Source organism: Streptomyces sp. CB02980, assembly GCF_014451325.2.
In the GTDB taxonomy this organism is placed as follows: domain Bacteria; phylum Actinomycetota; class Actinomycetes; order Streptomycetales; family Streptomycetaceae; genus Streptomyces.
In genome coordinates, this window is record NZ_JACSCH020000021.1 from 43145 (window position 1) to 58758 (window position 15614).

Genomic DNA, 15614 nt, shown 5'->3' on the forward strand with positions numbered 1-15614 from the left:
GGGCAATGTATGCAAAACGGATCATCATCGGGCGTTACGCCACGCGGCGGCGTGCGTACTCCACGATCTCCGCCATCGGCGGCCGCTCCTCGGTGTCCACCGGGTACGTCCGCGGCTCGAAACCCTTCTCGCCCCGCTCGAACTGCGTCAGCCGCGGCCGCACCAGATGCCCCCGCGAGAGGCGCAGCTGCGCCGTCCGGTAGATCGCCGCCGCCATCCGGCCCAGCGCCTGCCCGTCCTGGTGCCGGTGCTTGCGCACCCCCACGTCCACCTGGGCGAGCGCGTCCAGGCCCACCGTGTGCAGCGCGTCCACGAGCAGGCCGAGCTCCACCCCGTAGCCGACCGGGAAGGGCAGCCGTTCGAGGAGGGACCGGCGCGCCGCGTACTCGCCGCCCAGCGGCTGGACGAAACCGGCCAGCTGCGGCCAGTGCAGATTGAGGAGAGGGCGGGCCACGAGTTCCGTCACCCGGCCCCCTTGACCAGGGGTCTTGCCGGAGGCGAGCCCGTCGAACTCGGGGCCGAGGGGGCGGTCGTACATCGCCTTCACGAAGTCGACGTCCGGGTCGGTCAGCAGCGGTCCCACGATCCCCGACACGAAGTCCGCCGAGAAGTCCCGGAGGTCCGCGTCGATGAAGCACACGACGTCCCCGGTGGTCACCATCAGTGACCGCCACAGGACCTCGCCCTTGCCCGGCACGGCCGGTATCCGGGGGAGTATCGCGTCCCGCGCGACCACCCGCGCCCCGGCCGCCGCCGCCACCTCCGCCGTACGGTCCGTGGAGCCCGAGTCGATCACCACCAGCTCGTCGACGAGCGGCACCGCCTCCGACATGAGCTCGCGCCGGATCACGGCGACGATGTCACCCACCGTCGCCTCCTCGTTCAGCGCCGGCAGGACGACGCTGACCCTCGTGTTCCGCTTCGCGGCGAGGATCCGCTCCAGCGGCCGGTCCGCCACGGACCAGGACCGCCGGTCCAGCCAGCGCTCCACCTCTTCCAGCACGTGATCTCCATCTCGCGGTTCGGACGGCCGGTCCAAGCGTCCGGGCCTTCGGTTACAGTCTTGAACAACGCGGATGCCCGATGCACGTCGGGGTGCCGCCCGCGCCGGAGCGCAGGAACGAAAGTTCAACGCGCTTCACAATCGAATACCGCTCATCCAGAGGGGCAGAGGGAAACGGCCCGTTGAAGCCCCGGCAACCCTCCAGTCGGTTACTCGTCCTCCAGCGAGGCTCCCGGCTAGGGAAGGTGCCAAATCCGTCTCATGACGAAAAATTCGTCATGGGAAAGATGAGGAGAAAGGGCCTCGCCTCCATGGCTGTACAGACTGTTACCCCCGCCACTTCGGTCGACCTCGGTCCCGCGTCCGGACTTTCCTGTCGTGAATGCGGTGAAATCTTCCCGCTCGGCCCGATCTTCGCCTGCGAACTCTGTTTCGGGCCGCTCGAAGTCGCGTACGACCTCCCCACCGGTGACCCCGAGGCGCTGCGCAAGCAGATCGAGGCCGGTCCCGCCAACATCTGGCGCTACGCCCCGCTACTGCCCGTCCCCGCCGACGTCGCCGACAAGCCCAACCTGAACCCGGGCTGGACCAAGCTCGTCCAGGCCGACAACCTCGCCCGCGAGATCGGCGTCGCGCCCGGCAAGCTCTTCGTCAAGGACGACTCCGGCAACCCGACCCACTCCTTCAAGGACCGGGTCGTCGCCCAGGCCATCGAGGCCGCCCGCGCCTTCGGCTTCACCACCCTCTCCTGCTCCTCCACGGGCAACCTGGCCGGCGCCGTCGGCGCCGCCGCCGCCCGCGCCGGCTTCCGCTCCTGTGTGTTCATCCCGCACGACCTGGAGCAGGGCAAGGTCGTCATGGCCGGTGTCTACGGCGGTGACCTCGTCGCCATCGAGGGCAACTACGACGACGTCAACCGCTTCTGCTCCGAGCTCATCGGCGACCCGCTGGGCGAGGGCTGGGGCTTCGTCAACGTCAACCTCCGCCCGTACTACGGCGAGGGCTCCAAGACGCTGGCGTACGAGATCTGCGAGCAGCTCGGCTGGGTCATCCCCGACCAGCTCGTCATCCCGATCGCCTCCGGCTCCCAGCTCACGAAGATCGACAAGGGTCTCCAGGAGCTCATCAAGCTGGGCCTCGTCGAGGACAGGCCGTACAAGATCTTCGGTGCCCAGGCCGAGGGCTGCTCCCCGGTGTCGGTGGCCTTCAAGGCCGGCCACGACGTCGTGCGCCCCCAGAAGCCGAACACGATCGCCAAGTCGCTCGCGATCGGCAACCCGGCCGACGGCCCGTACGTCCTCGACATCGCCCGCCGCACCGGCGGCGCCGTGGAGGACGTCGACGACGAGCAGGTCGTGGACGCGATCAGGCTCCTCGCGCAGACCGAGGGCATCTTCGCCGAGACCGCGGGCGGCGTGACCGTCGGCGTCGCGAAGAAGCTCGTCGAGAACGGGCTGATCGACCCGAACCTCACCACCGTCGTCCTCAACACCGGCGACGGACTCAAGACCCTGGACGCGGTGGCCGACACCTCTCAGGCGACCGTCACCATCCGCCCGAGCCTGGACGCGTTCCGCGACGCCGGCCTGGCCCTCTGAAAGGTTACGAAGACATGGCCGTGAACGTCCGCATCCCCACCATCCTCCGCACCTACACGGGCGGTCGGTCCGAGGTCCAGGCCGAGGGCGGGACCCTCGCCGAGGTCATCGCCGACCTGGAGAAGAACCACACGGGCATCGCCGCCCGCGTCCTGGACGACCAGGGCAAGCTGCGCCGCTTCGTCAACGTCTACGTGAACGACGACGACGTGCGCTTCGAGCAGGGCCTGGAGACGGCCACCCCGGCCGGCGCCGGCGTCTCGATCATCCCGGCCGTCGCCGGAGGCTGACCGTCGAGCACTGTGCCGGCGGGCCGACCGTCGAGCACAGTGCCGGAGGACTGAGCCCCATAGGGCTCGCTGCTTGTCCCGTCTTTCTTAATTGCCCCTTCCGCGCCATAAAGCGGAAGGGGCAATTCTGTATGGTTGAGCGCGGTAGAGTTGGGGAAGTCCCCTCCGCTGCTCATGCCAGGCGCATATGAGAATGCGTCCCCGCACGACAAGAAGCAGCCAAAGTGTGTGCGCGTTGTGTACCTTCTGCGCGCTTTGCCGGGCCCGACTTGCCCGTTAATTCAAGGGAATCTCCCCAATTCGCCTTTCCGTGGCGCCCAGAATTCTCGCTCGATTGACCTGTTGCAGAGGGCAGTTGGGCAGATACATTCAGCCGCGGTCGACGCGTTCCGGCGCAGGGTCTGACCCGGGTTCCGCGAAGTGCGGGTCCCGCGCAAGGGCCAGTAATAGGGGAGTTAGGCATGGCTCAGGGCACCGTCAAGTGGTTCAACGCGGAGAAGGGCTACGGCTTCATCGCGGTCGACGGTGGTGCGGATGTTTTCGTCCACTACAGCGCGATCCAGATGGATGGCTACCGCAGCCTCGAAGAGGGACAGCGAGTCGAGTTCGAGATCTCGCAGGGCCAGAAGGGTCCGCAGGCGGACATGGTCAAGCTCGCCGTCTGAGCGCGGCGCGATCGGCCACCGACGCAACGCCGTCGAGGGGTCCGCATCCCTGAGGGGATGCGGACCCCTCGCGCGTTCCCGGCCCCGTTCCGAGCGCGTTCCGCACCAGTTCCGAGCCCGTTCCGCGTCTGTTCCGCGCCCCTCTCGCGCCCCTCCCGCAACCCCTTGCCCCGCATCCCGATCGTCGAGAGTCGCTTGCACTCTCCTAGGGCGAGTGCTAATCATTGGCGTTAGCACTCGGAAGGTGAGAGTGCTACGAGGATCGGGCAGACGAGGCCGCCGGCCGGGTGGGGCAAGGAACCACGCGGAGCTGCGGAGGCCGTCCGTCGCGGGCGTCGGCGCGGTCCTGGAGCGTTATCCACCCCATGTCCGGGAGGACCACTTCACATGGCCAAGATCATCGCGTTCGACGAGGAGGCCCGGCGCGGTCTCGAGCGCGGCATGAACCAGCTCGCTGACGCCGTCAAGGTCACCCTCGGCCCCAAGGGTCGCAACGTCGTCCTCGAGAAGAAGTGGGGCGCCCCCACGATCACCAACGATGGTGTCTCCATCGCCAAGGAGATCGAGCTCGAGGACCCGTACGAGAAGATCGGCGCCGAGCTGGTCAAGGAAGTCGCCAAGAAGACGGACGACGTCGCCGGCGACGGTACGACCACCGCCACCGTTCTCGCCCAGGCGCTCGTCCGCGAGGGCCTGCGCAACGTGGCCGCCGGTGCCAACCCGATGGCCCTCAAGCGCGGTATCGAGAAGGCCGTCGAGGCCGTCTCGGGCGCCCTGCTCGAGCAGGCGAAGGATGTCGAGACCAAGGAGCAGATCGCTTCCACGGCCTCCATCTCCGCCGCCGACACCCAGATCGGCGAGCTCATCGCCGAGGCGATGGACAAGGTCGGCAAGGAAGGCGTCATCACCGTCGAGGAGTCCCAGACCTTCGGTCTGGAGCTGGAGCTCACCGAGGGCATGCGCTTCGACAAGGGCTACATCTCGGCGTACTTCGCCACCGACATGGAGCGCATGGAGTCGTCGCTCGACGACCCGTACCTCCTGATCGTCAACTCCAAGATCTCTTCGGTGAAGGACCTGCTCCCGCTCCTGGAGAAGGTCATGCAGTCGGGCAAGCCCCTGCTGATCATCGCCGAGGACGTCGAGGGCGAGGCCCTGTCGACCCTGGTCGTCAACAAGATCCGCGGCACCTTCAAGTCCGTCGCGGTCAAGGCCCCGGGCTTCGGCGACCGTCGCAAGGCCATGCTGAACGACATCGCCATCCTCACCGGCGGCACGGTCATCTCCGAGGAGGTCGGCCTGAAGCTGGAGAACGCGGGCCTCGACCTGCTGGGCCGCGCCCGCAAGGTCGTCATCACCAAGGACGAGACCACCATCGTCGACGGTGCCGGTGACAGCGAGCAGGTCGCCGGTCGCGTGAACCAGATCCGCGCCGAGATCGAGAACAGCGACTCGGACTACGACCGCGAGAAGCTGCAGGAGCGCCTGGCGAAGCTCGCCGGCGGTGTTGCGGTCATCAAGGCCGGTGCCGCGACCGAGGTCGAGCTCAAGGAGCGCAAGCACCGCATCGAGGACGCCGTTCGCAACGCGAAGGCGGCCGTCGAGGAGGGCATCGTCGCCGGCGGCGGCGTGGCCCTGCTCCAGGCTTCCTCGGTCTTCGAGAAGCTCGAGGCCGACCTCTCGGGTGACGAGGCCACGGGCGCGAACATCGTGAAGCTGGCCCTCGAGGCCCCGCTGAAGCAGATCGCGGTCAACGCCGGCCTCGAGGGCGGCGTCGTGGCGGAGAAGGTCCGCAACCTGCCCGTCGGTCACGGCCTGAACGCCGCGACCAACGAGTACGTCGACCTCATCGCCGAGGGCATCATCGACCCGGCGAAGGTCACGCGCTCCGCGCTGCAGAACGCCGCGTCGATCGCCGCGCTGTTCCTCACCACCGAGGCCGTCATCGCCGACAAGCCGGAGAAGGCGTCCGCGCCGGCCGGCGGCGGCATGCCGGGCGGTGACATGGACTTCTGATCCTCCGGGATCGGTGGTTCATCGCTGAACGCGAACGAGGGCGGCACCCCCTGGTGGGGGTGCCGCCCTCGGGCGTTTCCAGGCGGTCACTGCTGGAAGTGCTGGGCGGGGGCGGTGGGGAGATCCTGGAAGTGCCCCTTCGTGAAGGGAACGGACCATGGTCACCCTCCTGACGACCCCGGCCGACCGCGAGCTGGTCATCACCCGCACCTTCGACGCCCCGCCGGCCAGGGTCTGGGAGGCGTGGACGGTTCCCGCGCACGTACGGGAGTGGTACGGGGTGTCCGGGCTGACCACGACGGTCGTCGACATCGATCTGCGGGTGGGCGGCGCGTGGCGCTGGGGCCAGACCGCCCCGGAGGGGCAGCAGATCGTCTTCTCCGGCAGGTACGAGGACGTCGTCCCGGTCGAGCGGCTCGACTACACGGAGGTCTTCGAGCAGATGCCGGACGGGGACCCGGTCCGGGTCACGCTCACGTTCGACGCGACTCCGGACGGCGGCACGGCCCTGACCAGCACGTCCTTCTGGCCGTCGAACGAGATCAGGGACCAGTCGCTGGCGGCGGGCATGGAGGCGGGGGTACGGGAACAGTACGACCGGCTCGCGGAGCACCTGAAGTCGATGTGAGGCCGGGGCCCCACCGCGTTACGGGCGCCGGAAGAGCGCTGTCCAGAGGAAGGCCTCGCCGAAGGCGGGGGAATCGGCGGTCTCGTCGTGCATACGACGGACCTCGACGTCGGTCAGGTCGGCGAAGATGCCGCGCAACGAGGCGTCCGTATAGGCGAGTCCGCCGTCCAGCCCGCCCTTCCGGTAGAACTCGGCGTCGGGCAGTTCGGAGCCCATGCCGCCCTCTCCGGCGGCGAACGCGGTGAGTGCGAGGTGTCCGCCGGGTGCGAGGACGCGGTCCAGGAGCGCGAGGTAGCTGATGCGGCGGTGCGGCGGCAGGTGGTGGAAGCAGCCGGAGTCGTAGACGAGGTCGTACGGGCCGTCCAGGGCAGCGGCGAAGGCGTCGCCGCACACGAACCGCACCGTCTCCGCCCCGGCCTCCGCGGCGCGTTCCTCCGCCCAGCGGATCGCGGTGGCGGAGAGGTCGACGGCGTCCACCTCGTACCCGAGCGACGCGAGATACAGGCTGTTCCGCCCGGGCCCGCACCCGAGGTCGAGGGCCCGGCCGCCCCCGGCCGGGAGCAGCCCCCGCTCGACGTACGAGACCAGGTTCTCGTCGGGCTTGGCGACGAAGAACGGCACGGGCTTGTCCCGGTCGGCGTAGAACCCGTCCCACCAGTCGGCGCCACCCTCCGTCCACCGGTCGGCGCCGGGCGCGAAGAGCCCGTCGAGCAGGGTCAGGACGTCGTCGACGGTGCGGATGTCACGGTTGTTCAGGTCCATCGGGATCCCCCTCCGAGTCGATCTCCAGGGTACGGGGTGGAGGGGTAAAAGCCCAGGTCAGGAGTGGTGTACGGAGGTGTTCTGCGGGTGCTGGGCGGGCTGCGGCCCGGGGCGGAGTCCGGAGAGGTGGCGCCCGGGGCGCGGGCTCCCGGAAGGCGGCCTCCAGGGCCGGGAAGAGGGCTTTCCGGCCCTGGCGCAGGTGGGTTTCTGGCGCGTTCAATTCGCGTGAATGTACGATCCGGCTGCCGACAGGGGGGGGTCCCGCCGGCCCCGGCCCGCGCGGTCCACTCCGCCCTGTCCTGCCTGTCCTGCCTGACGTGCCGCCCCCTGTGTCGCTGCTGTCTGCATGCTTCACACCCGCACGAGGGGACACACGTACTTGTCCGTCCGAAGAGCCGTCGCGCTCGCACTGAGCGCGACCCTGGGCATCACCGGCCTGACGGCCGCCACCGCACCCGCCGCGACGGCTGGGACCACGTCCGACGTGCCGTACGAGGCCACGATCGCCGCGCCCACGGACCCCGCCGGAACGCCTGACACCTACTTCTGGGGGGTCGGCACAGGCGTCCAGCTGTCGCGCGACGGAGAGGCCGCGCACCCCTCCTGGCAGAGTCTGAAGGACGGGCGTGTCGCCCACGCTCCCCCCTGCTACTCGTCCGACCCCATCATCCGCGGCGACCGCGTGGCCTGCGTCTCGGACCTCGGGGACGAGGTGACCGTCCACGACTTCGTGAGCGGTGCCGCCTTCACCCGGACCTTCGGATCCGAGCAGCACCACCCCGGCCTCGCGGCGGACCGGCTGATCACCACCGGGTTCGGCGACGGCGGCGGGGTCGTGAACCTGCTGGGCTACGGCCCTGATGCCCCCGCCGACCTGGACGTGTCCGTGCCGGGTGCCGTCGAGGCGCCCTACGTCGTCGCCCACGACGACGCCGGCGCGCTCATCTCCTACACCGACGCCGCGTCCCGGCACACCGCGATGCTCGACTTCGCCACCGGCGCGCTCACGCCCGTGCCCGAGGGGCCGTTCGACCTGTTCGCATCCCGTGCGGTCCTCAGCGCCGACTGGATCGTCCGGTACGACGCGTCGCGCACGGACCAGGCGTTCGTCGTCTCCCGCACGGACCATGGCGACCCGGGTACGACCGTGAAGCTGCCGAACGACAGCGCCGATGCCCAAGCGCGGATCGGCGTCGTCGGCGACTGGATCGTGGGCCACTACGACGAGCCGTCCGACCCGTACACGTTCACGACCGTCCCCGTCGTCGCCACGCCCATCGCCGGGGGTGACACACGGGGCCTCGGCATCGTCGCCCGGTCGGGCGGGGGCGTCGGGACGGGTGCGGACGGCGCCCTGTACCTGCTGGGCGGCACCGACTCCGCCCACTGGGGCGTTCGACGCGTTTCCCCGGGAGCCGGCGGTGTCCCGGTCACCTCCCAGGCCCTGGCCACTCCTCCGACCATCTCGTACACCGCTCTGACCACGGCCAACGGCCGGGTCGTCACGGAGACGCAGACGGACACCCCCCATACGCTCCGGGGATTCAACCTGCCCCTCACCGGCGCGCGTACGCCGACGCAGGCCTGGACCTGCGAAGCGCTGTCCGGCACCGCCGCGAACTGCCCGTCGATCCTCAAGTCGTCGGGCTCCACGGGGGCGTGGTGGCACGACACCGGGGACGGCCGCCTGGTCACCCTGGACACGGTGAGCCGCCCGGCGTCCGGCGGGCAGCCCTCGTGCTCCGACTGTGCAGTCCAGGCGCGTGTGACCACACCCGGAGCCGCGGGAACCACGCGTACGGTCACGCTCGGCCACACGGGCAAGCTCAAGGCGGGCCAGCTCTACAGCACCTCCGGCCGCTACGTGCACTTCCGCGGGAACACGGACTCCGGAGCGCGCTCGATCGTCGCGGACGTCGAGACGGGGCAGATCCTCCGGAACTCCGCCGCCGGCACCGGGCAGGCGCTGTGGGGAGGCCGGCTCTGGGCGGCGTCCGCGACGGACGACACCGTCTCCGCGATCGACCTGCGGACGGGCGCGACCGTCGAGACGCTCGACCTCGGGACGGACTGCCGGTCCTCCTACCTCCAGGTCGTCGGCAGGTGGATCTACTCGCGCTGTTCCTCGACGTCGACGGACGCGGTGGTGTACGACCGCGAGAAGAAGGTCGCGGTCGACGTCTGGGTTCCTCGTCACACCGAGCCCAAGCTGGGTGACGGCTTCCTCGCCCACGCCTCCCACACCGAGTACGGGTACACCCTGGGGGTGACCGACGTGCGCTCCGGTCGGCCGGAGGACCGTGAACTCGGCATCCTCGCCGGTTACGACGTCGAGGACGAGAGCAGGATCTGGGCGGTCGACCGTTTCGGCGGGGCCGTCGCGTTCGCCGACTCCCTGCGGAAGGTCCATGTCTCCGGACTCGGGGGTGCCACGGGCCGGCTGACCGCCATCGACTCCGACACCCCCGCCGCCGCCCTCAAGTCGGCGCCCTGGAAGCCCCGCTGGTGGCTGTCCAAGCCGGCCGCCTCGTGGTCTCTGACGCTCAGGAACAAGGCGACCGGCAAGGTCGTCCGGACCGTGGCCGGCGGCGAGGCCCGAGGCATCGTCGCGCCCGTCTGGGACGGCAAGGACGCGACCGGAAGGCTTGTCGCCAACGGGGCCCACACCTGGACGCTGACGGCGAAGCCCGCCGACGGGCAGGGCGCCGACCTCACGTCCTCCGGGAGCCTCTCGGTCTCCGGTGGCGCGGCCGTCCGGCGCGACCTCGCCGGGGACGACGGGTTCGGTGATCTGCTGGTGATGGACACGGCCGGGCTCGTGTCGATGTACCGGGGGACCGGTACGGGGGCGCTTTCCGCGCGGATCGCCGGTACGGGGGCGAAGTTCCCGACGTCGTCGGTGTTCGTGCCGACGGGTGATCTGAACGGTGACCGGTGCGCGGATGTGTACGTCCGTGTGGGGGACCAGCTGCGCGCGTACCGGCCCGGGTGCGGGAAGGTGGTCTCCGCCTCCTCGCCGTACACGCTGGTCGGGTCGGGCTGGGGACAGTACGACGTGCTGACGTCCCCGGGGGACGTGAACGGCGACGGTTTCGCCGATCTGGTCGTGCGTCAGGCGTCCACCGGCGATGTGTACTTCCACGCGGGTACGGCCGACCACCGGGTGAAGTCCCGGGTCCGGATCGGTGCCGACTGGAAGCTGTACAAGAGGCTTGCCGGCGCCGGTGACCTCAACGGCGACGGCCGCGGTGACCTGCTCGGCATCGACGCGGCGGGCGTGCTCTGGCGGTACTACGGCACCGCGACCGGCGGCGTCACCGCGCGTGTGAAGGTCGGCGGCGGCTGGGGCGGCTACGCGCTCGTCGGCGTCGGCGACCTCTCGGGCGACGGCCGCGCGGACCTGGTCGCCCGCGACACCGCCGGGAGGCTGTGGCGGTACAGCGGCACCGGGACCGGCGGGTACGGCGGGCGGGTGCTGATCGGTACGAGCGGCTGGAACGGCTTCAAGGGGTTGTACTGACGCTCGCTCCACCCTTCCCGCCCCGAGGGCCCGGCCGCCACGGCCGGGCCCTCGGGCGTTCGCGCGGCGATCCGGGCGCGCGAAGGAAAGGCGCCAATCTGGCAGGTGCCCCGGGCTTACGCCAGGCCGAAAGCCCTCGGGTGTGAACCCGGGTGTATGGGTAGGGAACGGACGTTTCCGTCACGCTGTGCTGTCCGGTACGTGTCGCGTGCGATTGGCCGGACTGCTCCGTTGTCCCCGAGTCCGGCCACCGCTAGTGCCATTGGCGGCCGGGGCCTCCGCTCCCCATCATCGTCCGGGGTGCGCCGCACCAGCCATCGGTGAGGCCTTCGAGGAGGCGACGACCGTGCAGACGACCGACGTGCCGGTGGTGGGGAACGGGTGACCGTCTTCACCGGTCACCGCCTCGCCCGACTCATCGCCGACCGCACCGGGCGGCCCGCCCTCGCGCACGACGCCGACGTCGTCGGCCGCGTGCTGCCGTTCAGGGTCGGTTCCCACGCCGCCGACGAGCTCATCGACTGGTCGCGCGCCCCCGACGACCCCCTCTACCGGCTCCTCGTGCCCCACCGCGACCTGCTCGCCCCCGCGGACTTCGCCGCCGTCGAGCAGACCCTGCGGGACGGCGACCGGGACCGATTACGGCTCGTCGTCGACGGCCTGTGCGAACGACTCGACCCGCACCCGGCCGGCCGGGACGCCGAGGCCGTCCGGCACACCTACCCGGGCACCCTGCTCGTCGTCCCCGACCGGCGCCGCACCTGCCCCACCCACTGCGCGTCCTGCTTCCGCCGGCCCCTGTACGCCGGGAACCCGGCGCCCGGACGGGCGCGGGGCGGGCCCGAGGCGATGACGGCCCGCCTGGCCCGGCACCCGGAGATCACGGACGTCGTCCTCGACGGCGAGGACCCGCTCGCCATGAGGGCGGCGGACCTCGACGCGTACCTCTCACCGCTCCTGGCCACTCCCCAGGTACGGACGATCCGCATCCGGACGAGGGCCGTGATCCACGCCCCGGAGCGCTTCCTCTCCGCAGCCGAGGACGCCGCCGCCGCCGACGCCGACGAACTCCTCCGCGTCCTCGAACGGGTCGTCGCGGCCGGCCGCCACCTCTCGCTGCTCCTCCACCTCACCCACCCCCGGGAGCTCGATCCGGCACCGACCCGCCGGGCCGTCGCCCGCGTCCTCGCGACGGGAGCGGCGATACGCACCCAGGCCCCCGTCCTCCGGCGCGTCAACGACGACGCCGGAGTCTGGGCGCGCATGTGGCGGGAGCAGACCGCGCTCGGCCTCGTCCCGTACCGCATGCTCGTCGAGCGCGGCGCGGGCGCGCGCCGCTGCTTCGGCCTGCCGCTCGCCGAGGTTCTGGACGTCCACGCGGAGGCGGTACGGCAGCGGGCCCAGGCGCCTGTGGTCGGCGGCCCGGTGATGTCCACGGAGCTGGGTGCGCTCGCCGTGGACGGCGTGGTCCGGCTCGGGCAGGGCCCGGCCTTCGCCCTCCGCGTGCTCCGGGCCCGCGATGCCGCGCCGGCCGGCGCCGTGGCGTACGCCCGCTTCGACCCGGTGGCGAGGTGGTGGGACGAGCTGACCCCGTACGGGCCCCGGGACCGGATCCTGATCCCGGGGGAGCCGTTGACGGCGGCGGACGTGGTGGGCTGAACCGTGTCGTCGTCTCCCGGGGCTTCAGGCCGCGGGCGGGGCGAGCAGTCCCGTGTCCTGCCCTGCGCGACGGAGCGAGTCCGTGACGAAGCCGTTCGCCTTCAGCTCCTCGACGGTGGATCGGAGGAAGGCGACGGTCTCGGGCGCGCGGCCGGCAGTTGTGCCGACCGCCTGCCGGATCTCCATGAACCGGCCCTCGATCAGCCGGACTTCGGGGTGCTCCTGTGCGTACGAGGTCATCGGCTGGCGGATGCCGGCGCCCACCTCGAGACCCTCGCCGCGGAAGGTGTCGACGCCCTCCGCACCGCGCACGACCGTCGCGTGCGCGAGGGACCGGGAGAGGAACAGGTCGTACGCGGAGCCCTGCTTGACGCCGATCCGGACGCCGGGCGCGTCGACGTCCTCGACGGTGGTGAGGCCGGAGTCGCGCGGGACGGCGTACACGCCCTCGATGACGACGTACGGGGCGGTGAACGCGACCTCCGTCTCCCGCGCCGGATCCACGGCGAGGAAGCAGAGGTCGGCCCGGCCGTCGGCCATCGCCTCGAAGGACTTCCGCGCCGCGTCGAAGCAGAGCAGCTCGACGGGAAGTCCGAGCCGTGCCCCGATCTCCCGCGCCAGATCGACGGTGATCCCGGACGGCGCCTCGGGGGTGCCCTGTGCGAGCACCGGGTTCCCGAGGTTGATGGAGGCCCGGAGGGTGCCGGTGGGGGCGAGGTCGGCGGCGAGGGCGGGGGCGGGGCTCGGCGTGTGCGTCATGAAGGTGGAGTCTAGGAAGCGTCGGCGGCGGGCTCGCGGTGCACTCCGGCGAGGAGGGCCAGGTCCTCGTCGGTGAGCCGGATCGCGCCGGCGTCGACGTTGGCGGCGAGGTGCTCGGGGTCGCCGGTGCCGGGGATGGCGAGGAGGTGCGGGCCCTGGTGAAGGGTCCAGGCGATCCGGATCTGGGCGGGGCTCGCGCCGTGGGCCTCGGCGACGGCGAGGACCTCGGGGCTCTCGGGGGCGGTGGCTCCGCCCTGACGGCCGGCGGCGGCGATCGCGTAGAAGGGCACGAAGGCGATGCCCTGCTCGCCGCAGCGACGTACGAAGTCCTCGTACTCGGGGCGGACCCCGATCCCGTACATGTTCTGCACGCAGACGACGGGGGCGATGGCCTGCGCCTCGGTGAGCTGCTCAGGGGTGATGTTGGAGACGCCGAGGTGGCGGATGAGGCCGGCCTCGCGGAGCTCGGCGAGGGCGCCGAAGCGTTCGGCGATCGAATCGGTGCCGACGATGCGGAGGTTGACGACGTCGAGGTGGTCGCGGCCGAGCTGACGCAGGTTCTCCTCGACCTGGCCGCGCAGGGCGGCGGCGGTGCGCGCGTGGGTGCCCCAGGCGCCGGAGGCGTCGCGGCAGGGGCCGACCTTGGTGGCGATGACGAGGTCGTCGGGGTAGGGCCCGCCGACGGCGCTGCTGATCAGCTCGTTGGCGGAGCGGAGCGGGGAGAAGTAGAAGGCGGCGGTGTCGATGTGGTTCACGCCGAGGTCGACGGCCTTGCGCAGCACGGCGATCGCCTCGTCGCGGTCGCGGGGCACGGCGTGCTCGACGAGTGCCTCACCACGCTGGGGCAGCCGCATGGCGCCGAACCCGATGCGGTTGACCGTGAGGTCCCCGAGGAGCCAGGTACCGGCGGCGGAGGCGAGGGTGGGAGAGGTGGGAGGGGTGGTGGCGGTGGTGACGGTGGGGGAGGTGGTCATGCGGGGATGATTCCCCAGGGGATTCGGGACCGCCATCGGATAAGGGATTCCGCTCAGGCGTCCCGGGCCCACCCGTCTGGTGTGTCCCCTCCCGCCCCTCCCTCCCGAACGCCCCTCATATCTCCGGGGGTTGGCCCTACCCCCGGGTCGCGTGCCTGCCGGATGGGACGGGGGGTCCCGCTTCGACAGGCTGTGGGCATGACAGCGAATCCTGGACGTCACGCTTCTCTTCTCGGTCTCTCCGTCGCCATCGTCGCCGGGCTCGGACTCGCCGCCGGCGGCGGCGTCGCTCCCGCCTCCGCCGCCGGGCTCGACTGGGGGGTGTGCGACCCCGCCGTCAAGCCGCTTCCCGGGCAGCAGTGCGCCACGCTCTCCGTACCCCTCGACTACGCCGATCCCGACGGGCAGCAGATTCGGCTCGCCGTGTCCCGGATCGCCAGTACCCGCCCCGACGCCCGGCGCGGGACCCTCATGGTCATTCCCGGTGGGCCCGGCAGCTCCGGCGTCCAGCGGCTCGGGCAGAAGGGGGCCGCCCTCGGCCGGGAGACGGACGGGGCCTACGACCTCGTCGCCTTCGACCCTCGCGGGGTCGGCGGGTCCGCCAAGGCCGGCTGCGGGCTCGCCGAGGCCGATCGGTGGATGGTCACCCTGCGGTCCTGGCCCGGTGCCGACGGGTCGATCGATGAGAACGTGGCCCGGTCGAAGCGGACCGCCGAGGCCTGCGCCCGCAACGGCGGTGCCATGCTGCGCGGCCTCACCACCGCCAACCAGGTGCGCGACCTCGAACGGCTGCGGCTGGCCCTCGGGGAGCGCAGGCTCTCCGCCTGGAGCGTCTCCTACGGGACCTACGTCGCCGCCGCCTACGCCCAGAAGTTCCCGGAGCGGACCGACCGTTGGGTCCTCGACAGCAGCAACGACCCCGACCCCCGGCGCGTCGCCCGCGGCTGGCTGGAAGGCATGGCGCAGGGCGCCGAGGACCGCTTCCCCGACTTCGCCGCCTGGGCCTCGCACCCCGACCGGGGGGACACCGGGCTTCGGCTCGCCCAGCGCCCCGAGGACGTCCGGCCCCTCGTGCTCGGTCTTGCCGCCCGGCTCGATCGCGAGCCTCGTCCCACCGGCACCTCCGGTGTGGATCTCACCGGGACCATGCTGCTCCAGGCGCTTCAGCAGGCGCTCTACTCCGACGCCTCCTTCCCCGCCTTCGGCCGGCTCGTCGCCGCCGCCCTCGACCCGAAGGGCACGCCCGAGCTGCCGCCCGAGCTCACGGGCGCCCTGCCCGATGACGCCGCCGCCATCACCATGGGTGTCATCTGCAACGACGTCGACTGGCCCCGGCAGTCCGTGCGGACCTACGAGCGGGCGGTCGCCGCCGACCGCGTGCGGCACCCGCTGACGGCCGGCATGACCGTGAACGTCACCCCCTGCGCGTACTGGAAGGGCGGTGCCGTCGAGAAGCCCGTCCGCATCACCGACCGCGGGCCGTCCAACATCCTCATGATCCAGAACCTGCGGGATCCCTCCACCCCGTACTCCAAGGGGATGGCGATGCGGCGCGCGCTCGGTGACCGCGCCCGGCTCGTCTCCGTCGACCACGGCGGGCACGGGGTCTACCTCGGGAACGGGAACGCCTGTGGGGATCGGGCCGTGACCCGCTTCCTCACCGAGGGCGTCCGGCCGGACGGGGACGTCCTCTGCCGGTAGGCCTCTCCCGCACACCGCCGATGTGCGGGAGCCCGGTCG

General features: G+C 71.3%; 12 protein-coding genes and 1 riboswitch. Of the genes, 8 read left to right on the forward strand and 4 right to left on the reverse strand.

Going from position 1 to position 15614, the window contains the following annotated elements; translation table 11 throughout:
* Positions 1-34 precede the first annotated feature (34 nt).
* Positions 35-1003: a glucosyl-3-phosphoglycerate synthase gene (locus E0F75_RS33175; RefSeq protein WP_229314671.1), complete on the reverse strand. Its 969-nt coding sequence runs from the start codon at positions 1001-1003 to the stop codon at positions 35-37.
* Between the two features lie 149 nt (positions 1004-1152).
* Positions 1153-1297, forward strand: a riboswitch (SAM riboswitch).
* Between E0F75_RS33175 and thrC the strand changes: the two genes are divergently transcribed.
* The 5 genes from thrC (at position 1291) to E0F75_RS33200 (ending at position 6200) form a co-directional block, all read left to right on the forward strand.
* On the forward strand, positions 1291-2601 hold the full coding sequence (thrC, locus tag E0F75_RS33180) for a threonine synthase (RefSeq protein ID WP_229314672.1): 1311 nt from the start codon (positions 1291-1293) through the stop codon (positions 2599-2601). Its footprint overlaps the riboswitch before it by 7 nt.
* 14 nt (positions 2602-2615) lie before the next feature.
* A complete protein-coding gene (locus E0F75_RS33185) occupies positions 2616-2891 on the forward strand; it encodes a MoaD/ThiS family protein (RefSeq protein ID WP_229314673.1) in 276 nt (91 codons plus the stop codon).
* 461 nt (positions 2892-3352) lie between these two features.
* Complete coding sequence (locus E0F75_RS33190) at positions 3353-3556, forward strand: cold-shock protein (protein ID WP_015035246.1); 204 nt, start codon at positions 3353-3355, stop codon at positions 3554-3556.
* A 387-nt stretch (positions 3557-3943) separates the two neighbouring features.
* On the forward strand, positions 3944-5572 hold the full coding sequence (gene groL, locus E0F75_RS33195) for a chaperonin GroEL (RefSeq protein ID WP_017238234.1): 1629 nt from the start codon (positions 3944-3946) through the stop codon (positions 5570-5572).
* 157 nt (positions 5573-5729) lie between these two features.
* Entirely contained in the window at positions 5730-6200 is a 471-nt protein-coding gene (locus tag E0F75_RS33200) for an SRPBCC domain-containing protein (protein WP_229314674.1), read from the forward strand.
* Positions 6201-6218: 18 nt separating this feature from the next.
* Here the strand turns inward: E0F75_RS33200 and E0F75_RS33205 are convergent, their stop codons facing one another.
* Positions 6219-6962, reverse strand: coding sequence for a class I SAM-dependent methyltransferase (locus E0F75_RS33205; RefSeq protein ID WP_229314675.1), 744 nt, complete (start codon positions 6960-6962; stop codon positions 6219-6221).
* Between the two features lie 379 nt (positions 6963-7341).
* Here E0F75_RS33205 and E0F75_RS33210 point away from each other — a divergent pair, with 379 nt between their 5' ends.
* Both E0F75_RS33210 and E0F75_RS33215 read left to right on the forward strand, forming a co-directional pair.
* Positions 7342-10482, forward strand: a complete 3141-nt coding sequence (locus E0F75_RS33210; protein WP_229314676.1) for an FG-GAP-like repeat-containing protein — start codon at positions 7342-7344, stop codon at positions 10480-10482.
* A 381-nt stretch (positions 10483-10863) separates the two neighbouring features.
* Positions 10864-12141, forward strand: a complete 1278-nt coding sequence (locus tag E0F75_RS33215; protein ID WP_229314677.1) for a lysine 2,3-aminomutase — start codon at positions 10864-10866, stop codon at positions 12139-12141.
* A gap of 24 nt (positions 12142-12165) precedes the next feature.
* Here E0F75_RS33215 and E0F75_RS33220 read toward each other — a convergent pair whose 3' ends face one another.
* Positions 12166-12900: a transporter substrate-binding domain-containing protein gene (locus E0F75_RS33220; RefSeq protein ID WP_229314678.1), complete on the reverse strand. Its 735-nt coding sequence runs from the start codon at positions 12898-12900 to the stop codon at positions 12166-12168.
* Between the two features lie 11 nt (positions 12901-12911).
* A complete protein-coding gene (locus E0F75_RS33225) occupies positions 12912-13874 on the reverse strand; it encodes an aldo/keto reductase (protein ID WP_229314679.1) in 963 nt (320 codons plus the stop codon).
* Between the two features lie 198 nt (positions 13875-14072).
* Between E0F75_RS33225 and E0F75_RS33230 the strand changes: the two genes are divergently transcribed.
* Positions 14073-15575, forward strand: coding sequence for an alpha/beta hydrolase (locus tag E0F75_RS33230; RefSeq protein ID WP_229314680.1), 1503 nt, complete (start codon positions 14073-14075; stop codon positions 15573-15575).
* Positions 15576-15614 lie beyond the last annotated feature (39 nt).

What these genes read in the sequence shown, in the direction of transcription:
- thrC (WP_229314672.1), top strand. Translation starts at nt 1,291, where the DNA reads ATGAGGAGAAAGGGCCTCGCCTCCATGGCTGTACAGACTGTTACCCCC.
- E0F75_RS33185 (WP_229314673.1), top strand. Translation starts at nt 2,616, where the DNA reads ATGGCCGTGAACGTCCGCATCCCCACCATCCTCCGCACCTACACGGGC.
- E0F75_RS33190 (WP_015035246.1), top strand. Translation starts at nt 3,353, where the DNA reads ATGGCTCAGGGCACCGTCAAGTGGTTCAACGCGGAGAAGGGCTACGGC.
- groL (WP_017238234.1), top strand. Translation starts at nt 3,944, where the DNA reads ATGGCCAAGATCATCGCGTTCGACGAGGAGGCCCGGCGCGGTCTCGAG.
- E0F75_RS33200 (WP_229314674.1), top strand. Translation starts at nt 5,730, where the DNA reads ATGGTCACCCTCCTGACGACCCCGGCCGACCGCGAGCTGGTCATCACC.
- E0F75_RS33205 (WP_229314675.1), bottom strand. Translation starts at nt 6,962, where the DNA reads ATGGACCTGAACAACCGTGACATCCGCACCGTCGACGACGTCCTGACC.
- E0F75_RS33220 (WP_229314678.1), bottom strand. Translation starts at nt 12,900, where the DNA reads ATGACGCACACGCCGAGCCCCGCCCCCGCCCTCGCCGCCGACCTCGCC.
- E0F75_RS33225 (WP_229314679.1), bottom strand. Translation starts at nt 13,874, where the DNA reads ATGACCACCTCCCCCACCGTCACCACCGCCACCACCCCTCCCACCTCT.
- E0F75_RS33230 (WP_229314680.1), top strand. Translation starts at nt 14,073, where the DNA reads ATGACAGCGAATCCTGGACGTCACGCTTCTCTTCTCGGTCTCTCCGTC.